Raw genomic sequence first — 22,377 nt, 5'->3', positions numbered from 1 at the left:
TTTCCGCGGCGCACGCTCACTGGCGGCGACCGAGCCGGGACGCGGCTCTGGTGAGCCGGAACCAGTAGAAGCCGTGGCCCGCGAGGGTGAGCAGGTAGGGCAGTTCACCGATGGCGGGAAAGCGCACTCCGCCGAACAGCTCGACGGGGTGGCGGCCGTCGTAGCGGCTGAGGTCGAGTTCGGTGGGCTGTGCGAAGCGTGAGAAGTTGTGCACGCACAGCACCAGGTCGTCCTCGTGTTCGCGCAGGAAGGCGAGGACGGCGGGGTTGGAGGAGGGCAGTTCGGTGTAGGTGCCCAGGCCGAAGGCGTGGTTCTGCTTGCGGATCTCGATCATGCGGCGGGTCCAGTGCAGCAGCGAGGAGGGCGACGACATGGACGCCTCGACGTTGGTGACCTGGTAGCCGTAGACGGGGTCCATGATGGTGGGCAGGGAGAGGCGGCCGGGGTCGCAGGAGGAGAAGCCGGCGTTGCGGTCGGGGGTCCACTGCATGGGGGTGCGCACGGCGTCGCGGTCGCCGAGCCAGATGTTGTCGCCCATGCCGATCTCGTCGCCGTAGTAGAGGATCGGGGAGCCGGGCAGGGACAGCAGCAGTGCGGTGAACAGCTCGATCTGGTTGCGGTCGTTGTCGAGGAGGGGCGCGAGGCGGCGGCGGATGCCGATGTTGGCGCGCATACGCGGGTCTTTGGCGTATTCGGCGTACATGTAGTCGCGCTCTTCGTCGGTGACCATCTCGAGGGTCAGCTCGTCGTGGTTGCGCAGGAAGATGCCCCACTGGCAGTTCGCGGGGATGGCGGGGGTCTTGGCGAGGATCTCGGAGACGGGGTAGCGCGACTCGCGGCGCACGGCCATGAAGATGCGCGGCATGACGGGGAAGTGGAAGGCCATGTGGCATTCGTCGCCGCCGGAGGCGTAGTCGCCGAAGTAGTCCACGACGTCCTCGGGCCACTGGTTGGCCTCCGCCAGGATCACCGTGTCGGGGTAGTGCGCGTCGATGTCACGACGCACCCGCTTCAGGAAGGCGTGCGTGGCGGGGAGGTTCTCGCAGTTGGTGCCCTCGGCCGCGTAGAGATACGGGACCGCGTCGAGGCGGAAGCCGTCGATCCCGAGGTCCAGCCAGAACCGCAGCGCCGCCAGGATCTCCTCCTGGACGGCCGGGTTCTCGTAGTTGAGGTCGGGCTGGTGGGAGAAGAAGCGGTGGAAGAAGTACTGCTTGCGGACGGGGTCGAAGGTCCAGTTGGACACTTCGGTGTCGACGAAGATGATGCGGGCGTCGCCGTACTGCTTGTCGTCGTCGGCCCACATGTAGTAGTCGCCGTAGGGGCCGTCGGGGTCCTTGCGCGACTCCTGGAACCACGGGTGCTGGTCGCTGGTGTGGTTCATGACGAAGTCGATGATGACGCGCATGCCGCGCTGGTGGGCGGCGTCGACGAACTCGACGAAGTCGGCGAGGTCGCCGAACTCGGGCAGGACGGCGGTGTAGTCGGAGACGTCGTAGCCGCCGTCGCGCAGGGGTGACTTGAAGAAGGGCGGCAGCCAGAGGCAGTCGACGCCGAGCCATTGCAGGTAGTCGAGTTTGGCGGTGATGCCCTTGAGGTCGCCGACGCCGTCGCCGTTGCTGTCCTGGAACGAGCGGACGAGGACTTCGTAGAAGACGGCGCGCTTGAACCACTCGGGGTCGCGGTCCTTGGCGGGAGTGTCCTCGAAGGTGTCCGGGACAGGGGAGTTGACGGTCATGGCTGTCTGGAGCCTCCGTTCGGCGGTGATGCGGATCACCGGACGTGGAACACGTGGGCGGGCGTCCGGCCGGGCTCCAGGCGCACGTAGTTCGTCCTGCTCCAGGCGTAGGTCTCGCCCGTCAGTTCGTCGTGCACGGACAGCGTCGCGCCGTCGTCCAGGCCGAGTCGCGGCATGTCCAACGACACCGTCGCCTCCTGGGTGTGGTGGGGGTCGAGGTTGACGACCACCAGAACCGTGTTCGAACCCGTCCGCTTGCTGTACGCGATGACGGAGGGGTTGTCCGTGCCGTGGAAGCGGAGATTGCGCAGCCAGTGCAGGGCCGGGTGGGCCCGCCGGATCTCGTTGAGCCTCGTGATCAGCGGGGCCAGGCTGCGGCCCTCGCGCTCGGCCGCCTCCCAGTCACGCGGCCTGAGCTGGTACTTCTCCGAGTCCAGATACTCCTCACCGCCCTCCCGCAACGGCGCGTTCTCGCACAGCTCGTAGCCGCTGTAGAGGCCCCAGGTCGGGGAGAGGGTCGCGGCCAGCACGGCCCGGATCTCGAACGCGGGCCGGCCGCCGTGCTGCAGATAGGCGTGCAGGATGTCCGGCGTGTTGGCGAAGAAGTTGGGCCGCATGTAGGAGGCGGCCGGGCCCGACAGCTCGGTGAGGTAGTCGGTGAGCTCTTCCTTGGTGTTGCGCCAGGTGAAGTAGGTGTAGGACTGCTGGAAACCGATCTGGGCGAGGGTGTGCATCATCGCCGGGCGGGTGAAGGCCTCGGCGAGGAAGATCACGTCCGGGTCGGTGCGGTTGATCTCCGCGATGACGCGCTCCCAGAACACGACCGGCTTGGTGTGCGGGTTGTCCACCCGGAAGATCCGCACCCCGTACGACATCCAGTGCCGCAGCACCCGCAGGGTCTCCGCCACCAGGCCCTTCATGTCCGCGTCGAACGCCAGGGGGTAGATGTCCTGGTACTTCTTCGGCGGGTTCTCGGCGTAGGCGATCGTCCCGTCCGGGCGGTGGTGGAACCACTCGGAGTGCTTGTGGACCCAGGGGTGGTCGGGGGAGCACTGAAGGGCGAAGTCGAGGGCGATCTCCAGCCCCAGCTCGCGGGCCCGCTCCACGAACGCGGCGAAGTCCTCCAGGGTGCCCAGGTCGGGGTGGACGGCGTCGTGGCCGCCCTCCGGCGAGCCGATCGCCCACGGCACGCCCACGTCGTCCGGCCCGGCGTCCAACGTGTTGTTGGGGCCCTTGCGGAAGGTCGTGCCGATGGGGTGGATGGGCGGGAGGTAGACGACGTCGAAGCCCATCCTCGCGATGGCCGGCAGCCGGCGGGCGGCGGTGCGGAACGTGCCGTGCGGGCGCTCCGGGGTGCCCTCCGAGCGCGGGAAGAACTCGTACCAGGACCCGTACAGGGCCCGCTCCCGCTCCACCAGCAGCGGCAGCGGCTCCGAGGCCGTCACCAGCTCCCGCAGCGGCCGCCGCTCCAGGAGTGCCGTCACCTCCGGCGTCAGCGCCGCCGCGTACCGGTCCGCCACCGGGGCCGAGTCGTCGAGCAGCTTCTTCGCCGCGTCCCGCAGCAGGGTGCGCTCGGGCCCGCGCGGGGCGCGGGCCGCCGCCCGTTCGTAGAGCCGGCCCCCTTCCTCCAGGACCAGACCGAGGTCGATGCCCGCAGGGATCTTCACGTCCGCGTGGCGGCGCCAGGTGGCGATCGGATCGCTCCACGCCTCCACGGTGTAGGTCCAGCGGCCCATGGCGTCCAGCGTCACGTCCACCCCCCAGCGGTCCGTGCCGGGGGCCAGCTCGCGCATCGGCGTCCAGGGCCCGCGGTCGCCGTCCGGGTTCTTGAGGACCACGTTGGCGCCGATGGCGTCGTGGCCCTCACGGAACACCGTGGCGGAGATCCGCACCGTCTCCCCGATCACGGCTTTCGCCGGCCGCCGCCCGCACTCCACACGCGGTTCGACGTCCCGGACCGGGATACGGCCGATCGCCCTGGTGGACTTCACCTTTGCACCTCCGCTGGCTGAAAATGGCTTTGACCGCCCCGGGTTGGGCGACCGACCCGCGCTCGCGCGGGGTGCTACGTCTCCGCGGGCAGGCGGGGAAGGGACGACGTCACCGAGAGCCGCGCGACGCCGCTCCTGCGGCCGGCGCCCCTGCGCTCGCGCAGCCGGCCGTCGGCGGTGGCCCGCAGATACTGCTCGGCGGCGTCCGCCGCCTCCCGTGCGCAGCGCTTGCCCATGAGCACGCACAGGGTGTACCCGCAGTCCTCGAAGGCGGCCCGTGCCGAGCGGTCGCCGGGGTGCGCGAGCATGGCGCGCTCCCAGGCCCGGTAACCGCGCAAGGTCCTGGCGACTTCGGTCTTCGCTGGTTGCAGCATCGCGCTGTTCACCTTTCGGGAGTTCACGAGGTACGCCGCTCGAGACGAGCGGATCGGCCCTTTCCGCAGAGGTGCGAAAACGTCCAACCTCCCGAGGCCTTCACTTATGGTGCACGGCGCATCACCCAACGTCCTGTTGGATCTTGGTTGTGGTGCGCTCGTGTTGCACGAATGGCGTAGCAGCCCCACTGTGGTTGTGACTCTGAAGCGATTACCGCTCACGCTTCGTGTCGGGGACCCCGGCCCGTCGGGCCGGGGAGGAGTGTGAGCCTCGCCGGTGAGGAGCGAACGACGATGAAGACCGCAGTCCCCTGCTACTACCACCTCGACGTGGACGTCAGCGCGGAACGCGTCGGACAGGTCAGGCGGATTCTGGCCGCCCACCTGACGTACTGGGACCTGGAGACGCTCGTCGAGCCCGTGTGCCGCGGGGCCGAGATGCTGCTGAAGGCCATCGACGAACACGCGAAGGACAAGCACACCTCTATCGAGATGTGGTGGAACGGCCAGCATCTGATCACCGCCATCGGCGGCGACGACCGCCATCTGCGCCCCGACCTCGACCTGCGCGCCTGCCTGGAGCGCATCGCCGCCATGAGCGACGGCTGGGGCTGCTGCACCACCGGCACCGGCAGCAAGGTCATCTGGTTCTCCCAGCGGGCCCGCGCCGGCGAGCGCGTGCCCCGTGTCCCCACCGCGCCGTCCCCCAGCCTGCGGGAGGGGCTTCCGGTGCCGCGCGCTCTCGTGATCGCCGACGTGGCCGCCCGGGCCGACGACGAGCGCGTCCTGGAGGCCGCCCGGTGAGCTCGCGCACCGACCGGACGCGCCGCGGCGCAGGGGTGCCCGCCTGGAGCGGGCGCCCCTATCCGCTGGGCGCGGACTTCGACGGCCAGGGAACCAACTTCGCGCTGTTCAGCGAGGTCGCCGAGCGCGTCGAACTCGTCCTCGTGGACGACGGCGGCGCCGCCCGGACCGTCCCGCTGACCGAGGTCGACGGCTTCGTCTGGCACGCCTACCTGCCCGGCGTCGGACCCGGGCAGCGCTACGGCTTCCGGGTGCACGGACCGTGGAACCCCTCCTCGGGCGACCGGTGCAATCCGGCGAAACTGCTCCTGGACCCCTACGCCCGGGCCGTCGACGGCCAGATCGACAACCACGACTCCCTCTTCGAGCGGGCCGGGGACCGGCCCGACCCGGCGGACAGCGCCGGGCACACCCTGCTCGGCGTGGTCACCGACCCCGCCTTCGACTGGGGCGACGACGAGCCCCTGCGTCGCCCCTACGCCGACACCGTCGTCTACGAGGCCCATGTGCGCGGCCTGACCCGCACCCACCCGGACGTCCCGCCCGAACTGCGCGGGACCTACGCCGGGCTCGCCCATCCCGCGGTGACCGGACACCTCACCTCGCTGGGCGTCACGGCGGTCGAGCTGATGCCCGTGCACCAGTACGTCCAGGACGGCGTCCTGACCGACCGGGGCCTGTCCAACTACTGGGGCTACAACACCATCGGCTTCTTCGCCCCGCACAACGCCTACGCCGCACAGGGCACCCGCGGTGAACAGGTGAGCGAGTTCAAGGCGATGGTGAAGGCGCTGCACGCCGCCGGCCTGGAAGTGATCCTCGACGTGGTCTACAACCACACCGCCGAGGGCAACGAGAAGGGCCCGACCCTGTCCTTCCGCGGCATCGACAACGCCTCCTACTACCGGCTCGTGGACGGCGACTGGGCGCACTACTACGACACCACCGGCACCGGCAACAGCCTGCTGATGCGCCATCCCCATGTGCTCCAGCTCATCATGGACTCGCTGCGGTACTGGGTGACCGAGATGCACGTCGACGGCTTCCGCTTCGACCTCGCGGCCACCCTGGCCCGGCAGTTCCACGAGGTGGACCGGCTGTCCGCGTTCTTCGACCTCATCCAGCAGGACCCGGTGATCAGCCGCGTCAAGCTGATCGCCGAGCCGTGGGACGTCGGAGAGGGCGGCTACCAGGTGGGCAACTTCCCACCGCTGTGGTCGGAGTGGAACGGCCGCTACCGCGACGCCGTGCGCGACTTCTGGCGCGCGGAGCCCGGCTCGCTCGGCGAGTTCGCCTCCCGGCTGACCGGCTCCTCCGACCTGTACGCGCACAGCAGGCGCCGCCCCCGCGCCAGCGTCAACTTCGTCACCGCCCACGACGGCTTCACCCTGCGCGACCTCGTGTCGTACAACGACAAGCACAACGAGGCCAACGGGGAGGACAACCGGGACGGCGAGAGCGACAACCGGTCGTGGAACTGCGGAGCCGAGGGCCCCACCGAGCGCCCCGCGGTCCTCGCGCTGCGGGCCCGGCAGCAGCGCAACCTGCTCGCCACCCTGCTGCTGTCCCAGGGCATCCCCATGCTCTCGCACGGTGACGAACTCGGACGCACCCAGCGCGGCAACAACAACGCCTACTGCCAGGACAACGAAGTCTCCTGGATCGACTGGCGGTTGACCGACGAGCAGCGGGCCCTCACCGACTTCTGCCGCCGCCTCCTCGCCCTGCGCGCCGCCCACCCCGTGCTGCGCCGCCGCCGGTTCTTCCGGGGCGAGACCGTCACCCGCGCCGGCCAGCCGCTGCCCGACCTGGTCTGGCTGCGGCCGGACGGGCGGCAGATGAAGGCCCGCGACTGGCAGCGCGCCGACGCGCACAGCGTGGGCGTCTTCCTCAACGGCGACGCCATCGCCGAACCGGATCCGCGCGGCCGGCCCGTCGTCGACGACTCGTTCCTGCTGCTGTTCAACGGCTTCTGGGAGCCGGTCGGCTTCCGCCTGCCGGACGCGCGCCACGGGGAGCGCTGGACCGTGTGCGTCGACACGACGGAGGCGGACGGCGGCCCCGACGAGAGCGAGTACAAGGCGGGCGCGGAGGTGACTTTGGACGCCCGGAGCGTCCTGGTGCTCTCCCGGCCCCCGCTCGGCCGGCGGTGAGGAGGGCGGCGCTCAGCGCTCCCGGTGCGACGTCACCGTGAACTGGGCGCCGTCCGGGTCCCGCAGCACCGCCTCCCGGGCGCCCTCCGCGAGCACGCTGCCACCGTGCTTCTCCGCCGCACGCACACACGCGGTGACGTCCGCCACGGCGAAGTGGACCTGCCAGTGCGGCCGGATCGTCGGGTCGGGCGCGGCTTCCAGCGCGCCCGACACGATCCGGGCCACCACGTCGCCCCTGCTGCGCAGCACGACCTCGCCGCCCTCGTAGTGGACCTCGCAGGCCCCGGGACGGTCGGTCGCCCAGTCGAGGATCTCGCCGTAGAAGATCGCCGAGTCGAAGGCGTCGCGGGTGTGCAGCCTGACGAACGCGGGCGCCGCCTGCCGCCAGGCCTCCCAGTTGCCCAGCAGCTCGCCCTCCCAGATCCCGAAGGTCGCGCCGTCCCGGTCGGCCAGCAGGGCCGCCCGGCCCGGCGGCAGGGAGATGGGGCCCACGGCCACGGTGCCGCCGCGCTCCCGCGTACGGGACGCCGCCTCGTCCGCGGCGGGCACCGCGAAGTACGGCGTCCAGGCGACCGCCATCTGCCACATCGAGGCCACGGCGGCGATCCCCGCGACCGGCACACCGCCCACCAGGGCCGTGCGGAAGTGGTCGCCGAGCGCGCCCCTGAGCCACTTCCAGCCCAGCACCGCCTGGTAGAAGTCCTGCGTGGCCTCGAGATCCCGGCTGGTCAGGCTCACCCAGCAGGGAGCGCCGAAGACGGAGTGCGTGGAGACCGCTCCCCGGGCGCCGTGGGCGGATGTCGATTGCTGGTTCATGGCACTCGCGTTCCTGGTCTGTCGGCCGGGTGGGCGGGGGAGAGGGACTTCCCCAGTGTCCGGCCGCACCGGCCCCGGCCGCCTGCCGGGAACCGGGCCGTTCGATGGAGGGGCGGCACGAGTACCGCGCGAAAGCGCAGCCGAAACGGCCCGGGGCGACCGGGCCGTTCGGGTGAGGACGTTTCCGGAGGGTGAGATGCCAGGGGGCTCAGCCGGTCGCCGCCCCGGACCCGGAGGCGGAAGCCGTCGCGGCTGCCGCCCGCGCTCCGGCTCCGGCTCCGGCTCCTCCGGCAGGGCACTCGGCTTCCGTCTCGGCCGTGATCTCCTCCCGCAGCCGCGCGAAGCAGCCGCTCAGGAGGCGGGACACGTGCATCTGCGAGATGCCCAGCTGCTCGGCGATCCGGCTCTGCGTCATGCCCGCGAAGAACCGCAGGTAGAGGATGGTCCGCTCGCGCTCCGGCAGGGCCCGCAGACACGGGGTCACGGCCACCCGGTCGACGACGGTGTCGTAGCCGGGGTCGCACTGCCCGAGGGCGTCCTCGAGGGCGTAGCCGTCCGTGCCGGGCAGCTCGGCCTCCAGCGACAGGGCGGTGAAGCACTCCAGCGCCTCCGCGCCGGTGCGCACCTCGTCCTCGGTGAGCTGCGCGTACGCGGCGATCTCGGCGATCGTCGGGGCCCGGCCCGGAGTCGTCTGGGACAGGTCCTTCGCCGCGTGACGCACCCGGTTGCGCAGGTCCTGCACGCGGCGCGGCACGTGCAGCGTCCACATGTGGTCGCGGAAGTGCCGCTTGATCTCCCCGGTGATCGTGGGGACCGCGTACGCCTCGAAGGCGCGGCCGCGTTCGGGGTCGTAGTGGTCGACGGCCTTGACCAGGCCCAGCGCGGCGACCTGGTAGAGGTCCTCCAGCGCTTCGCCGCGTCCCCGGAAGCGGACCGCGATCCGCTCCGCCATGGGCAGCCACAGCCGGACCAGTTCGTCCTTGAGCGCCTGGCGCTCGGGACCCGGTGGCAGCCCGGCGAGACGCACGAAGCACTCGGTCGTGTCCGGGGCGTCGTCATGGGGGTGCTGCTTCGTTCGGACGGTGGTACGCATCACGCGCGCCTCCCTCAGGAGGGTTGGCGATGAACGGGGGACACCGTGGGAAAGGCACACTCGGAGGGACTCGGGCGACACCCGGGGCAGGCCGGCCGCCAGGTCCCACGGACGTGCCTCCTGTCCGAAGCACTTCCCTGCCGATGCCCGCGAAAGGGTGCCACGAAACAGTTTCACCCGATTTGTCGCTCACCGCCCCCCGCGTCCCGAGCGCCTCCCTCCTTGACCCGCCCTTGGCTCCGTTACCTCTGACACAGAGGTAACGTCGCCGGTATGGACGCGACCACGGACGGCGAGGACGCTCGGGACGCCACGGATGCCGTGGCCGCCACGGATGCCGTGGCCGGTACGGATCCCGCGCACGACACGAGTCCCGCGCACGACACGGATCCCGCGCTCGGCACGGACACCATCGACGGGGTGGACGCAGTGGCGCAGGACGCGTTGGCCGAGGACCTCGCCGACGCCGTCGTCGGCCTTCAGCGGTTGCTCCGGCGGCGGCTGCGGGCCGGTCTGACCGAGCCGCGGCTGCGCGGCGCCGAGGTCGAACTGCTGCGCCTGGTCGAGGCGCGGCCCGGCGTCGGCGTCTCGGACGCGGCCAAGGAGCTGCACCTCGCGGGCAACTCGGTGTCGACGCTGGTCAACAGGCTGGCCAAGGACGGATACCTGGTCCGGGAGACCGACCCCGTCGACCGGCGCGCCGCCCGGCTGCTGCTCACCGGGCGGGCCGAGACCCGGCTGCGGGCCTGGCGGGAACGGCGATCCGCGCTCCTCGCCCGGCAGGTCGCCCGTCTGGACGACGCCGACCGCCGGGCCCTGCACGCGGCGCTGCCCGCCCTGCGCGCGCTCGCCGTCACCCTGCGCGAGGAGGCCGGGAAGCCATGACGACCGACACCGCGCCGCCCGCCGTCGTGTGCAGCGGGCTCACCCACGCCTTCGGGGACACCAGGGCCGTCGACGGGCTCGAACTGACCGTCCGGGAAGGCGAGGTGTTCGGCCTCCTCGGACCCAACGGGGCAGGCAAGACGACCGCCATCCGCTGCATCACCACCCTGCTGCCGGTCCCCTCCGGCAGGGTGCGCGTCTTCGGCCACGACGCCGCCGGGGACCGCATGGCCGTACGGCGGCTGCTCGGCTACGTCCCGCAGCAGCTGTCCGCCGACTCGGGGCTCACCGGCCGCGAGAACGTCTCCCTGTTCGCCCGCGTCTTCGACGTGCCCAGGCGCGAGCGTGCCGCACGCGTGGCCCAGGCACTGGGCGCCGTCGGCCTCGCCGACGCCGCCGACCGGCTGGCCGGCACCTACTCCGGCGGCATGGTGCGCCGCCTCGAACTCGCCCAGGCGCTGGTGAGCGCGCCCCGGTTGCTGATCCTGGACGAGCCGACCATCGGCCTCGACCCGATCGCCCGAACGGGGGTCTGGGAGCACATCGCCGCCGTGCGCGAGGCCACCGGCATGACGGTCCTGGTGACCACGCACTACATGGACGAGGCCGACCGCCACTGCGACCGGGTCGGCCTGATGCACCGTGGCCGGATCCGCGCCCTCGGCGCCCCGCTTCGGCTCCGTGCGGACCTGGGCCGGCGCCGACGGGACGCCGGGGCGCCGGACACCGACCTGCTGCCCACGCTGGAGGACGTCTTCCGGGACGTCGCCGGCAGCGGCCTCGACGAGCAGGCAGGAGATTTCCGCGATGTCCGAAGCACCCGCCGCACCGCCCGCCGCGTCGGCTGACCGCGTCCCCGCCCAGAGCATCGACCTGCTGCTGACCCCGCCGCCGCCCCGCGCCGGGTGGCGTCTGCTGCCCGCCCGCGTCGCCGCACTGTGCGCCGTCGAACTGCAGAAACTGCGCCACGACCGCACCGAGCTGTACACCCGTGCCGTCCAGCCCGCGCTGTGGCTGCTGATCTTCGGCCAGACCTTCACCCGGATCAAGGCCATCCCCACCGGAGGCATCCCCTACCTCGACTACCTGGCGCCCGGGATCATCGCCCAGTCCGCGATGTTCATCGCCATCTTCTACGGCATCCAGATCATCTGGGAACGGGACGCCGGGGTGCTCACCAAGCTCCTCGTCACCCCCACCCCGCGCTCCGCGCTCGTCACCGGCAAGGCCTTCGCGGCCGGGGTGAAGTCGGTGATCCAGGCGGTCGTCGTGGTCGTCATCGCCGCCCTGCTCGGCGTCTCCCTGACCTGGAACCCGCTCCGACTGCTCGGAGTCGCCGCCGTCGTGGTCCTCGGCTCGGCGTTCTTCTCCTGCCTGTCCATGACCATCGCGGGCGTCGTCCTCAGCCGCGACCGCCTGATGGGCATCGGCCAGGCCATCACCATGCCGCTGTTCTTCGGCTCCAACGCCCTCTATCCGGTCGCGGTCATGCCCGGCTGGCTCCAGGCCGTCAGCCGGGTCAACCCGCTCAGCTACGAGGTGGACGCGCTGCGCGGACTGCTCCTCGGCACGCCCGCGCGACTCGGGACCGACTTCGGGGTGCTCGCCGTGTCCGCCGCGCTCGGCGTCGCCGCGGCCTCCTCGCTCCTGGGCCGGCCGGCCCGTTGACGCGGCGCGGGGACGTGATGTGCGGCACGCCCCGGGCAAGCCCTTGCGGGGCCCGTCGGACGATTGTCCCTGCGCACGGCTTGATCAGCGATCAAACGGGGTGAATTCCCTGGCCACAGCGCATTCTGCTCATTTGACAGTGCGATCGGCGCACGGATAGGAAGCAGCCGGTAGAAGTCGAGAGGTGGACTGTGCACGAGCCGAACGTGGTCGGGGACTGGCTGGAGTACGACGAGTACGCCGGTCTGCGGGTCCGCGTCCACCGACTGGAACAGAGCGAGCCGCCGCGCGGGCGTGACGACGCCGCGGAGGGGCTGACCTACTTCTGTCTGCGGGTGACCGTGGAGAACCGGGGCCCCCTGCACTCCACGATCCACCTGGAGGACGGCCAGATCGACGTGCGGCTCGGGTCCGACGGCGAGAGCGCGTTCATCGACTGGCGCAACTCGCAGTTCATCGAGGGTTTCGACGTCTACCCGCTGCGCCGGGCGACCGCCGTGCTCTACGCGGCGGGCCCGGAGGCCTCTCTCGGCCAGGTCGACGTCCAGATCCAGCTGCGGGTGGACGACGACTGGGCCGACCGCCGGCTGTGGAGCGGCGGCATCGGACTGCACGAGGGCTCCGGCGGCGCCCAGACCGGCGCGGGACGCGACAGCCTGGCCCGCCAGGTCAGCAACTTCCTGCGCGACCAGGCCGAAGAGGGCACCGCCTGACGGACGGGGCGGACGCCGGCTGAGGGACGAAAAGGGTGCGCCGTCCGGCAGGCCGGGCGCCCCTCGCGGGTGCGGCGGACGGTCAGTGCGGAATGCCGTCGATGATCTCGCGCGCGCCCTGCCGCAGCAGCGCCACCGCCACCGACGTGCCGAGCGTCGCCGGATCGAGGCGGCCCGCCCACTCGTGGGCGTTGAGCCGGGTCTTGCCGTCCGGCGTGAACACGCAGGCCCGCAGGGACAGTTCGCCGCTGCGGTCCACCCGTGCGAAGCCCGCGATCGGGCTGTTGCAGTGGCCCTGGAGCACATGCAGGAACATGCGTTCCGCCGTCGCCTCGCGATGGGTCGCCGGATCACCGAGCCCGCTGACGGCGTCGATGAGGTCGGCGTCGCCCTCGCGGCACTGAAGGGCGAGGATGCCCGCGCCGATCGGCGGCATCATCGTCTCCGGCGACAGCACCTCGGTGATCACGTCCCGCCGGTCGATGCGCTCGAGCCCCGCCACCGCGAGGAGCAGCGCGTCCGCCTCGCCGGCCGCGAGCTTCTCCAGCCGCCGGTTGGCGTTCCCGCGGAACGGCACGCACTGCACCTGCGGGTGGGTGGCGGCGAGCTGGGCGATCCGCCGGACCGAGGAGGTGCCGATGCGCGTCCCGGCCGGCAGCTCGTCCAGGGTGCGGCCACCCGGGTGGATCAGCGCGTCACGGACGTCGTCGCGCCGCAGGAACGCCGCGAACACCGTCCCGGCGGGCAGCGGCCGGTCGGCGGGGACGTCCTTGACGCAGTGCACCGCGAGATCGGCCTCGCCGGCCAGCAGCGCCGCGTCGACCTCCTTGGTGAACGCGCCCTTGCCCTCGACCAGGGAGAGATCCCCCATCCACTTGTCGCCGGTCGTCCTCACGGGGACGACCTCGGTGCGCACACCGGGATGCAGGGCGGTCAACTCCGCCCGCACCCGCTCCACTTGGGCCAGGGCCATGGGCGAGTCGCGGGAGACGATGCGGATGAGTTCCGGAACGGACATGCGGGACACGATAGACCCTCGCGGCCCGCGGCCCGCACGGCTCACGGGTTTCCGCCACCGCTCAGCGGCTCACGGGTCCACCCGCATGCTGAAGCGCCGCTTGTCCGCTCCGAGGGCGCCGCGCCGGGCGTAGAAGCGGATCGCGCCCTCGTTCCAGACCGGGGTCTGCCACTGCACCTCGGCCAGCCCCAGACTGCGGGCCCGGCCCTCGACCGCGTCCATGAGCAGGGCGCCCAGCCCCCGGCCGCGGTGGTCCGGGGCGAGGAACAGGCAGTCCATGTGGAGGTACTCGCGGCCCTCCCAGGTGGAGAGCGCGGGCGAGCAGGTGGCGTAGCCGACGACCTCGCCGTCGGGCAGTTCGGCGACCAGGCACCCGAGGAGCGGCGCGGGCACGTCGAACAGGAGCCGCGCCAGGCGTTCGGCGAGGTCCGGCACGGGCGGGTCGGCGCGCTCGTACCGCGCGTGCTGCGCGGCCAGTTCCGCGACGCGCGGGAGATCGGACCGCTCGGCGGGCCGCACCCGGGCGGCGCTCACCGGACCTCGCTCCCGGCAGGGACAGGGACGCGGACATGCGCCGTCCCCGTGGTCACGGGCGGGAGTTCTCGAAGAAGATCCATCCGCTCATCATGCCCCGCAGACGGCCCCGGACGCCGGTTTCCGGGGCCGAACTCCGTTGCGGGGCCCATGGGTCGGGCCCTGCCGAACGCCTACGCGGCGGGGTCGAACGAGATGCCGGACGGCTTGGCCGACGACAGGTTCCCGGCGAAGGAGGCGTCCTTCAGGCCGAAGTTGGCGCTGCCGAAGTCGTAGCTGCTCAGCTTGTCCCGCAGGCCGGGCGGGTAACCGTTCCAGCCGACCAGCGGCGGGTACTGCCAGGTGTGCTTGTGGTTCTCCGGCGGCTCGTCGTTGGAGTTGGCGATCCTGAAGCAGTGCGTGCGGATGCCGTCCTTGTGGTAGACGGCCTTCGCGTGGGTCCCCTCGAAGCGCACCGTCGACGCGGGGTGCACGGTGAACCCGCCGTGGTTGGACGTCGACACGTACTGGACCTGGTCGTTCTGCACCCAGACCACGACGTGCTCCCAGTCGTTGCGGTGGCCGCCGATGCCGCTGCCGGGCAGCGCCTGGTCCTTCTCGAAGTAGAGGCTGTACATGTACGCGCACCAGCCGTTGTTGCACTTGTAGCGCGAGTAGCTGTTGGTGTTGTCCAGGTCGGAGGCGTCGTGGCAGCTTCCGTTCAGCGCGCCGGTCGGCTTCAGACCGCCGTTGACCGTGCCGTCGGGGCCGATGGCGGGCGACGAGTAGCAGCCGTCCGTGTCGTAGTCGAAAGCGGGCTGGTACGTCAGCTCCGCCGCCTCGGCGTTCTGCGCGAGCGCCTGGGGAGGGGCGGCGAAGGCGACCGAGGGCACGGCGACGACCGGCACGGCGGCGCCGGCGAGACCGGTGAGCCATCTCCTGCGGTGGACCTTGAACCTGGCTGAGGACACGGGGAGTTCTCCTGGGGATGCGGGCGCAGCCGGAACGGCTGTGGGGGAAAAGGGAGTTCAGCTTCCATGCTTTTCCCTGCCGCGCCAAGAGGTCGTAGCCGTCGTGGTGATGAAGGACAGCCGAACAGGCGGCCGCCGTCGCCGACTCAGGCGGAAGTGTCCGGAAGGTCGGCCGCGGACTCCTCGGGAGTGAGGTCCCGTCGCAGCCGCAGCCACGACGGCTGGCGCAGCAGGCCCGCCCGGGTGCGGGTGCTGTAGCGGACCTCGCCGACCAGCCGGGGCGTCACCCAGTGCGCGCCCGGCGACCGCGGCACGGCGTCGAAGGGGCACGCCCCGGTCGCGTCGGCCCGCAGCAGCGCCGCGAGTTCGGCGCGCTCGGCCTCGCTCCAGCCGGTGCCCACGCTGCCCACGTAGCGCAGCCCGGTCGTGGCGCGCTGCCCCACGAGGACGGCGCCGGGCAGTCCGGTCAGCCGCCCCTTGCCGGGCAGCCAGCCGCCGACCAGGACGTCCGCGACCCGCATGTTGCGGATCTTGATCCAGGCGCGGGAACGGACGCCGGGCTCGTACACCGAGTCCAGCCGCTTGCACACGAGCCCCTCCAGTCCGTGCGCCCGGGTCGCCTCCAGGGCCTCCCGGCCGTGCCCCACCAGGGCGCCCGGCGTCGACCAGGACGGACCCTCCAGCGCCAGCGACTCCAGGCGGGTCCTGCGCCGGGTGTAGGGCAGGGCGAGGAGGGAGCGTCCGGCCAGGTGCATCACGTCGAACAGGACCAGGTGCACGGGGGTCGTCGCGGCGAGCCGGGCGGCCTTGCCGGGGGCCTGCACCAGTCCCATGCGCGACTGGAGCAGCTGGAAGTCGGCGCGGCCCTCGCGGTCCAGGGCGAGCACCTCCCCGTCCAGCACCGCGGGCGTGCCGCCGAGCGCCGTGCCGAGCGGCCGCAGTTCCGGGTAGGCGGCGGTGATGTCCTCGCCCGAGCGGGCACGCAGGGTGACCGTGCCGTCGCCGGGGAGGTACACCACGGCGCGCTGCCCGTCCTGCTTGGTCTCGTAGGCCCAGCGCGCGTCCTGGCCCGCGGGGGGAAGGGAGCCGGGGGTGGCGAGCATGGGGGCGACGAGGGGGAGGGACATGGGTCAGTTGTCGACACGGCGGCGCGTCGCCACGCGCGCGGGGCGGCCGTTTCCCCTGAACGGTGCAGGGGCTGCCCGCGGGAGCGGAGGCGGGCCCGTTCCCGTGTGCACGCCGGGCGACGGAGGGAGCCGGGTCGCGAGCCGGCCCGCCGACCCGAGGACAGCGCGGGTTCCCGGCGGCTTTTCGGTGGACCCCGGCGGGCGGTGCGGGCGTGCCGGGGCCCCGCCGCCGGGCCGACGGCCTGACGGCATACCGCTCAGTATGGGCCGCCGCGCGCCATCCGGGTACCGGTCGAGCGCCGCTCGTCCGCCGACCCCTGGAGGGAGGCCCTGCCGAAGCCGAAGCCGAAGCCGAAGCCGACGGGGGCGGGGGCGTGGGCGGTCGCGGCCCTCGGGGGGAGGATGGTCCGCTCACGTGCGCACGTAGCCGCCGGTCCACTCGTCCTCGTCGACCGTGTACGCGTCGATGACGAAGCAGTCCGGCTCCTCGGCGAACCCCGGCACGAGCAGGGCGCGGAGTCTGCGCTCCTCGGCCTTCGCGCGCGTCGAGCAGACGCCGAGCAGCTTGACGTCGTCGCCGTCCTGCTCGTCGATGTGCACCGTCTCCCCGTCGAGGTGCAGCGCCGTGCCGTTCCCGCCCGCCTCGTTGTGGTGGGCCACGTGCCACAGCAGATGAACGATCATCGTCGCAGGCTACCCGTGCGCGGCCCGCAACCCCGTTTGCGAGGGCGCGGGTTGGGGCGCGAGCGCCTCCGGGACCCCGCCCGGCGGCCGGCGACTACCCTCCAGTAGTGTCGGGCGCCCGGTCGTCTGAGGAGGAACCGTGCCCCGGTCCGAACGCTCACCCCTGCTGCTGGCGGTCCTGCTGGCCGCCGCGGGCGCGGCCCACTTCGCCGTGCCGCGTCCGTTCGACGCGATCGTCCCGCGCGCCCTGCCCGGCTCGCCCCGGCACTGGACGTACGCCAGCGGAGTGGCCGAACTGGCGCTCGCCGCCGGAGTGGCCCTGCCCCGGACGAGGAAGCCGGCCGCCCTGGCCGCCGCCGCGCTCTTCGTCGGCGTCTTCCCCGCCAACGTCAAGATGGCGTGGGACTGGCGCCACCGCCCCGCCCCGCTGAGGGCCGCCGCGATCGGCCGGCTGCCCCTTCAGGCGCCCCTGGTGCTGTGGGCCCGCAGCGTCGCCGCGGGCGCCGCCGGGACGACGGAGGGACGGTCATGACCAAGGCTCCCGAGGTCGGCGACCTCGTCGAGGACTTCGCCGCGCCCGACGAGACGGGCGCCGTGCGCACGCTGACGGGCCTGCTCGCCGACGGGCCGGTGGTCCTGTTCTTCTACCCGGCCGCCCTCAGTCCGGGCTGCACCGCCGAGGCCTGCCACTTCCGCGACCTGGCCGCGGAGTTCGCCGCCGTCGGCGCCCGGCCCGTCGGCGTCAGCGGGGACTCCGTCGACCGCCAGCAGGAGTTCGCCGGCCGGCACTCGCTCGGCATGCCCCTGCTGTCCGACGAGGACGGTTCGCTGCGGGAGCGGTTCGGCGTGAAGCGCGGCTTCTCCCTCGCCCCCACCAAGCGGGTCACCTACGTCATCGGGCGTGACCGCACCGTGCTGGAGGTCGTGCGCAGCGAGCTGCGCATGAACGCCCACGCCGACCGCGCCCTGGCCGCGCTGCGCGCCGCCCCTCGTCCCTGACGGGCCGCGCGGCCCGGCCGGGCCGTCGCGGTTGATGCGCCGGGCCCGAGGGACCATTCTGGACGAATGGAGCAAGTCGTCGCTGCGGCGGTCATCGATGCGCACGGCATCGTGACGGGCTGGAGCGAGGGCGCCCGGCAGCTCACCGGGCATTCGGCCGAGGAAGCCGTGGGACGCACGGCGGCCGACCTGCTCGCGCAGGACCCGCCGCGCCGCGGGGGCGGCGAGTGGACCGCTCCCGTCGTCGTCCGTCACCGCGACGGCCGGCCCGTCACGCTCGTCGTGACGGCCTGCCCGGTGCTCGGCCCCGACGGGCGGCGCACCGGGTACACGCTCAGCGCCCGGCGACCCGCGGACGGCGAGCCGACCCTGGCCGGGCGGGCCTTCCAGCAGGCCTCCATGTCCATGTCCGTCTTCGACCCCCAGCAGCACTATCTGCGGCTGAACGAGGTCGCCTGCAAGGTCATGGGCGTCTCCGAGGACGTCCTGCTCGGCCGCCACTTCCCGGACACCGTCGAGGAGGCCGTGCACAGCCGCGGCTTCAACTGGCACCTGCGCCAGGTCGCCGAGACCGGCCGCCCGATCCGCTACGAGAGCTTCACCGGCGCCCCCTCCCTCAACCGCGAGCACGCCTGGACCACGGAGATGTGGCCCGTGCGCGACGACTCCGGCGAGATCACCGGGGTCGCCCTGGCCGCGTTCGACAGCACCGAGCAGTACCTGGCCCGCCAGCGGCTGACCCTGCTGAACGAGGCCGCGGCCTCCATCGGGACCACCCTCGACGTGGTGCGTACCACCGAGGAGGTCGTCGCGCTCCTCGTCCCGCGGTTCGCCGACTTCGTCAGCGTCGACCTCCTGGACTGGGTGCTCGGCGCCGACGAACCGCCGCCCGTCCCGACCGGCGAGGTCGTGCTGCGCCGGGTCGCGCACGGCTCCGCCCACGAGGGCACCCCCGAGGCGGCCGTCCGCCTCGGCGAGACCGACGTCCATCCGCCCTTCAGCCCGCCCGCCCGCGCCCTGCGGGAGGGCCGGGCCGTCCGCATCCAGGCCGGCGAGCCCGACTTCATGCGCTGGCTCGCCGAACGCAACGCGCGCGCCCCCGAGGGCCACCGCTACCGCAGCGGCGTCCACTCGGTGATCTCGGTGCCGCTGAAGGCCCGCGGCACCACCCTGGGCGTCCTGGTCGGCGTGCGCATCGCCCACCCCGACGACTACGAGAGCGACGACGCCGTCTTCGCCGAGGAACTCGCCAGCCGGGCCGCCGTCTGCATCGACAACGCCCGCCGCTTCGCCCGCGAACGCACCACCGCCCTCGCCCTCCAGAACAGCCTGCTGCCGCGCGGACTGTCCGGTCAGGCGGCCGTCGAGGTGGCCCACCGCTATCTGCCCAGCGTCTCCACGGCGGGGATCGGCGGCGACTGGTTCGACGTCATCCCGCTGTCCGGCGGCCGCGTCGCCCTGGTCGTCGGCGACGTCGTCGGACACGGCATCCCCTCCTCGGCGACCATGGGACGCCTGTGCATGGCCGTGCGCACCCTCGCCGACGTCGACCTGCCGCCGGACGAACTCCTCACCCACCTGGACGACCTCGTCACCCACCTGGCGGCCTACGACGAGGGCGGTGAGGACGCCGCCGAACTCGGCGCCACCTGCCTCTACGCCGTCTACGACCCCGTCGGCCGGCGGCTGACCGCCGCCTCGGCCGGCCACCCCGCACCGGCCCTGGTCCGGCCAGACGGCACCGCGCAGCTGATCGGCATGACCCCCGGGCCCCCGCTCGGCGTGGGAGGGCTGCCCTTCGAGGCCGTCGAGCTGGAACTGCCCGAGGGATCGGTCCTCGCCCTGTTCACGGACGGCCTGGTCGAGGACCGTGACCGCGACGTCGACCGCGCCGTCGGCGAACTGTGCGACGCCCTCACCGCGCCCGCCGCCTCGCTCGACGCCCTCTGCGACAGCGTCGTCAAGGCGGTCCTGCCGGAGGAGCCGGGAGACGACGTCGCGCTCCTGCTCGCCCGCACCCGCGCACTGGGCGCGGACCGGGTCGCCACCTGGGACGTCGCCCCCGACCCCGCGCTCGTGGCCGCCACCCGGCAGGCCGCCACCGAACAGCTCGCGGCATGGGGCCTGGAAGAGGCAGCGTTCGTGACCGAACTCGTCGTCAGCGAACTCGTCACCAACGCCATCCGCTACGGCGCGCCGCCCATCCAACTGCGCCTGATCCGCGATCGCACCCTCATCTGCGAGGTCTCCGACGGCAGCTCCACCTCTCCCCATCTGCGCCGCGCCCACGCCTTCGACGAGGGAGGGCGCGGCCTGCTGCTCGTCGCCCAGCTCACCCGGCGCTGGGGGAGCCGGCAGACGGGCCGCGGAAAGACGATCTGGGCGGAGCAGCCGCTCGACCCCGGGTGATCACTCGGAGGAGCAGCCGGGGTTCGGCGCGTCCCCGGAGAACGGCGCGCCGTGCGGGAGCACGTCCAGCACGTACAGCGGGTCCAGGACGACCGGTGTCGCCCAGGTCGCGCCCGATGTGCACATTTCCCGGACCGGCCGGCCCGCGAAGGACGCTGGGCGGCGGGGTGGACGCCGTCGGAGGCGCAGTCCGACGCGAAGTGGCTGAACACGCCCGCCCTCGACGACCGCGTACAGCGGCCCTTCGTGGCGCGGCCGGCCGGCGGTCCGGCCGGGCGGCGGTCCCGGCGCGGCCGCCGCACGGCTCACGGCCGCCCCCGGCGGCGACCCCGCTCGCGGCGGTCAGAACTCCTCGTGCACCTCGGGGTCGCCGCCCAGGCGCCGGTGCGTCCGGTCCGCGATCGCCGCCATCTGCGCCGGGCCGAGTGCGAAGCCGAAGACGTCGAGATTGGCGCGCCGGCGTTGCGGACTGGACGACTTGGGGATGGGGACCGCGCCGAGCTGGACGTGCCAGCGCAGCACGACCTGGCCGGGGGTCACCCCCAGCGCCTCCGCGACCGACACGACGGCGGGGTCCGTCAGGATCGCCGACCCGCGCCCCAGCGGACTCCAGCTCTCCGTGCGGACGCCCTTGGCCTCGTGGTGGGCGCGCAGTTCCTCCTGCGGGAGGAGCGGGTGCAGTTCGACCTGGTTGACGGACGGCAGGACGCCGGTCTCCTTCTCCAGCCGGTCCAGGTGCCCGGCGGTGAAGTTGGAGACCCCGATCGACCGGACGGCGCCGTCCTCGCGGAGTTTGATCATGGCCCGCCACGAGTCGACGAACTTGTCGACGCGGGGGAGCGGCCAGTGCACGAGGTACAGGTCCACGTAGTCGACGCCGAGCCGCCGGCGGGACTCCTCGAAGGAGGCGAGGGTCTCCTCGTACCCGTGGTGGCGGCCGGGCAGCTTCGTGGTCAGCAGGATCTCCTCGCGCGGCACTCCGGACCGGGCCATCCCGCGGCCGACCCCGGTCTCGTTGCGGTAGTTGGCGGCCGTGTCGACCAGCCGGTAGCCCTGGCCGAGGGCCTCCGCCACCGCCTCCTCCGCCTCCGCGTCGTCCATCGGCCAGGTGCCCAGGCCCAGGGCGGGGAGCTTCGTTCCGTCGTTCAGAGTGTGCTGCGGGATGTCGATCACGATGGAGCCTTCCTCTGCGGTGTCGTCCTCTTCCAGCCTCGCGGACGAGCGGCGGATCGACCGTACGGACACTCGGGCGGGGCCCGGAAGGGCGAAGGGGAAAGGGGGTTGTGGGCGAGCGGGAACGCGGGTGGGAAGCAGGAGGCGGGACGCGGTGTCGCCAGGACGGCCGTCCGCTGTCACGATCTTCCCGTCGGACAGCGACGGACAGCGACGGACAGTGCGGACGAGCGGAGAGCGCATGACGACGGACAGCCGGCCCGCGGCCGGGCCCGAGGACGCGGCGGCCGAGGAGGCCGCGCGGGCGGCCGGGATGCGGGTGATGCCGGTCGCCGGGCACATCGGCGCGGAGATCGACGGCGTCGATCTGGCGGCCGGCCTCGACGACGCCCAGGTCGCCGTGGTCCGCGGCGCGGTGCGGCGCTGGAAGGTGGTGTTCTTCCGCGGCCAGCGCCTCGACCACGCGGGACACGTGGCGTTCGCGCGGCTGTTCGGCGAACCCGTCGTCCTGCGGAGCCGCGGCGGCGCCTCGCCGCCGGACGTCCCCGAGATCGAGACGACGGCCGACCGGCTGGAACTGGGCGGGAGGTTCGGCATGGAGCACGAGGAGTGGCTGCGCCGGCGCCGTCACACGCTGCTGCGCGGCTGGCACTGCGACCACGGCGCCCGCGTCGACCCGCCCGCCGCGACGATCCTGCGCGCCGAGACCGTGCCGCCCTACGGCGGTGACACGACCTGGTCCAACCTGGCCGCGGCCTGCGCCGGACTCTCCGCGCCGGTGCGGGAGTTCGTGTCGGGGCTGCGCGCCGAGCACCGCCTGGGCGTGGGCTACCAGCCCCGCGCCGGGGACGACGCCTACGTCCGCCACCTCCTCGACCGCCAGGTCGCCTCGGTGCACCCCCTGGTGCGCGTCCACCCCGAGACGGGCGAGCATCTGCTGTTCGTCAACGGCTACTACGTCGAGCAGATCACCGGTCTCTCGCGGGCGGAGAGCCGGGCCGTCCTGGACATGCTGCTCGACGAGGCGACCCGCACCGAGTACACGGTCCGCTTCCGCTGGGAACCGGGCAGCGTGGCCTTCTGGGACAACCGCGCCACCATCCATCTCGCGCCCGGCGACAACGCCCATCTGGGCTTCCCGCGCGTCATGCACCGGGTGATGCTCGCCGGCGAGGTCCCCGTCGGCGTGGACGGCAGGCCGTCCGAGGCGGTGACGGGGACGGGCCGCTGGTGAGACGCCCCGCCGCCCTT

General features: G+C 72.7%; 22 protein-coding genes. 10 read left to right on the top strand and 12 right to left on the bottom strand.

Annotation, left to right across the window (positions count from 1 at the left end; all coding sequences use genetic code 11):
- Positions 1-16 precede the first annotated feature (16 nt).
- The 3 genes from treS to OG802_RS01895 all read right to left on the bottom strand — a co-directional run bounded on the left by treS (position 17) and on the right by OG802_RS01895 (position 4,100).
- Positions 17-1,735, bottom strand: coding sequence for a maltose alpha-D-glucosyltransferase (treS, locus tag OG802_RS01905; protein WP_329406487.1), 1,719 nt, complete (start codon positions 1,733-1,735; stop codon positions 17-19).
- Positions 1,736-1,770: 35 nt separating this feature from the next.
- Positions 1,771-3,726 (bottom strand): alpha-1,4-glucan--maltose-1-phosphate maltosyltransferase, encoded by a 1,956-nt coding sequence (locus OG802_RS01900; protein ID WP_329406486.1) that lies wholly within the window; start codon positions 3,724-3,726, stop codon positions 1,771-1,773.
- 74 nt (positions 3,727-3,800) lie between these two features.
- Positions 3,801-4,100: a DUF5133 domain-containing protein gene (locus OG802_RS01895; protein ID WP_329406484.1), complete on the bottom strand. Its 300-nt coding sequence runs from the start codon at positions 4,098-4,100 to the stop codon at positions 3,801-3,803.
- 294 nt (positions 4,101-4,394) lie between these two features.
- Here OG802_RS01895 and OG802_RS01890 point away from each other — a divergent pair, with 294 nt between their 5' ends.
- Both OG802_RS01890 and glgX read left to right on the top strand, forming a co-directional pair.
- Positions 4,395-4,904, top strand: a complete 510-nt coding sequence (locus OG802_RS01890) for a pep a2 (RefSeq protein WP_329406482.1) — start codon at positions 4,395-4,397, stop codon at positions 4,902-4,904.
- Positions 4,905-4,939: 35 nt separating this feature from the next.
- The gene (gene glgX, locus OG802_RS01885; protein ID WP_329416897.1) at positions 4,940-7,057 is read left to right on the top strand and encodes a glycogen debranching protein GlgX; all 2,118 of its coding nucleotides are present in this window, start codon (positions 4,940-4,942) and stop codon (positions 7,055-7,057) included.
- Positions 7,058-7,069: 12 nt separating this feature from the next.
- Here the strand turns inward: glgX and OG802_RS01880 are convergent, their stop codons facing one another.
- Together OG802_RS01880 and OG802_RS01875 are read right to left on the bottom strand one after the other, a co-directional pair.
- Positions 7,070-7,873, bottom strand: coding sequence for a VOC family protein (locus OG802_RS01880; protein ID WP_329406480.1), 804 nt, complete (start codon positions 7,871-7,873; stop codon positions 7,070-7,072).
- 208 nt (positions 7,874-8,081) lie between these two features.
- A complete protein-coding gene (locus OG802_RS01875) occupies positions 8,082-8,966 on the bottom strand; it encodes a SigB/SigF/SigG family RNA polymerase sigma factor (protein WP_329416895.1) in 885 nt (294 codons plus the stop codon).
- Between the two features lie 429 nt (positions 8,967-9,395).
- Between OG802_RS01875 and OG802_RS01870 the strand changes: the two genes are divergently transcribed.
- From OG802_RS01870 to OG802_RS01855, 4 genes are all read left to right on the top strand, one after another.
- Positions 9,396-9,851 carry a MarR family winged helix-turn-helix transcriptional regulator gene (locus OG802_RS01870; RefSeq protein WP_329416893.1) on the top strand — a complete coding sequence of 152 codons (456 nt, stop codon included), beginning with the start codon at positions 9,396-9,398 and terminating at the stop codon, positions 9,849-9,851.
- Positions 9,848-10,699, top strand: coding sequence for an ABC transporter ATP-binding protein (locus OG802_RS01865; protein WP_329406479.1), 852 nt, complete (start codon positions 9,848-9,850; stop codon positions 10,697-10,699). The genes OG802_RS01870 and OG802_RS01865 overlap by 4 nt, the downstream gene beginning before the upstream one ends.
- Complete coding sequence (locus OG802_RS01860; protein WP_329406477.1) at positions 10,659-11,519, top strand: ABC transporter permease; 861 nt, start codon at positions 10,659-10,661, stop codon at positions 11,517-11,519. Before OG802_RS01865 ends, OG802_RS01860 begins: the two co-directional genes overlap by 41 nt.
- A gap of 191 nt (positions 11,520-11,710) precedes the next feature.
- On the top strand, positions 11,711-12,232 hold the full coding sequence (locus OG802_RS01855; RefSeq protein WP_329406476.1) for a hypothetical protein: 522 nt from the start codon (positions 11,711-11,713) through the stop codon (positions 12,230-12,232).
- 82 nt (positions 12,233-12,314) lie between these two features.
- Here the strand turns inward: OG802_RS01855 and hemC are convergent, their stop codons facing one another.
- From hemC to OG802_RS01830, 5 genes are all read right to left on the bottom strand, one after another.
- Positions 12,315-13,250: a hydroxymethylbilane synthase gene (gene hemC / locus OG802_RS01850; protein WP_329406474.1), complete on the bottom strand. Its 936-nt coding sequence runs from the start codon at positions 13,248-13,250 to the stop codon at positions 12,315-12,317.
- A 69-nt stretch (positions 13,251-13,319) separates the two neighbouring features.
- Positions 13,320-13,784: a GNAT family N-acetyltransferase gene (locus OG802_RS01845; protein WP_329406471.1), complete on the bottom strand. Its 465-nt coding sequence runs from the start codon at positions 13,782-13,784 to the stop codon at positions 13,320-13,322.
- A 173-nt stretch (positions 13,785-13,957) separates the two neighbouring features.
- Positions 13,958-14,734, bottom strand: a complete 777-nt coding sequence (locus OG802_RS01840) for an NPP1 family protein (RefSeq protein WP_329406469.1) — start codon at positions 14,732-14,734, stop codon at positions 13,958-13,960.
- A gap of 146 nt (positions 14,735-14,880) precedes the next feature.
- Positions 14,881-15,861, bottom strand: a complete 981-nt coding sequence (gene ligD / locus OG802_RS01835) for a non-homologous end-joining DNA ligase (protein WP_329406468.1) — start codon at positions 15,859-15,861, stop codon at positions 14,881-14,883.
- Between the two features lie 411 nt (positions 15,862-16,272).
- Positions 16,273-16,545, bottom strand: a complete 273-nt coding sequence (locus OG802_RS01830; protein WP_329406467.1) for a hypothetical protein — start codon at positions 16,543-16,545, stop codon at positions 16,273-16,275.
- A gap of 139 nt (positions 16,546-16,684) precedes the next feature.
- Here OG802_RS01830 and OG802_RS01825 point away from each other — a divergent pair, with 139 nt between their 5' ends.
- From OG802_RS01825 to OG802_RS01815, 3 genes are all read left to right on the top strand, one after another.
- The gene (locus OG802_RS01825; protein ID WP_329406466.1) at positions 16,685-17,077 is read left to right on the top strand and encodes a DoxX family protein; all 393 of its coding nucleotides are present in this window, start codon (positions 16,685-16,687) and stop codon (positions 17,075-17,077) included.
- Positions 17,074-17,544 (top strand): peroxiredoxin, encoded by a 471-nt coding sequence (locus OG802_RS01820; RefSeq protein ID WP_329406465.1) that lies wholly within the window; start codon positions 17,074-17,076, stop codon positions 17,542-17,544. Before OG802_RS01825 ends, OG802_RS01820 begins: the two co-directional genes overlap by 4 nt.
- A gap of 66 nt (positions 17,545-17,610) precedes the next feature.
- The gene (locus tag OG802_RS01815; protein WP_329406463.1) at positions 17,611-19,953 is read left to right on the top strand and encodes a SpoIIE family protein phosphatase; all 2,343 of its coding nucleotides are present in this window, start codon (positions 17,611-17,613) and stop codon (positions 19,951-19,953) included.
- Here the strand turns inward: OG802_RS01815 and OG802_RS01810 are convergent, their stop codons facing one another.
- Positions 19,954-20,079 (bottom strand): hypothetical protein, encoded by a 126-nt coding sequence (locus OG802_RS01810; RefSeq protein WP_329406460.1) that lies wholly within the window; start codon positions 20,077-20,079, stop codon positions 19,954-19,956. It abuts the gene before it with no gap.
- A 216-nt stretch (positions 20,080-20,295) separates the two neighbouring features.
- Positions 20,296-21,126, bottom strand: a complete 831-nt coding sequence (locus OG802_RS01805; RefSeq protein WP_329406459.1) for an aldo/keto reductase — start codon at positions 21,124-21,126, stop codon at positions 20,296-20,298.
- Positions 21,127-21,367: 241 nt separating this feature from the next.
- On the opposite strand from OG802_RS01805, the gene OG802_RS01800 reads away from it, so the two are divergent.
- Positions 21,368-22,360, top strand: a complete 993-nt coding sequence (locus OG802_RS01800) for a TauD/TfdA dioxygenase family protein (RefSeq protein ID WP_329406458.1) — start codon at positions 21,368-21,370, stop codon at positions 22,358-22,360.
- The last annotated feature ends 17 nt before the right edge of the window (positions 22,361-22,377 follow it).

This window comes from Streptomyces sp. NBC_00704 (assembly GCF_036226605.1).
In the GTDB taxonomy this organism is placed as follows: Bacteria; Actinomycetota; Actinomycetes; order Streptomycetales; family Streptomycetaceae; genus Streptomyces.
The sequence above is the reverse complement of the archived record's forward strand: the minus strand, read 5'-3'. Positions and strand labels throughout refer to the sequence as shown.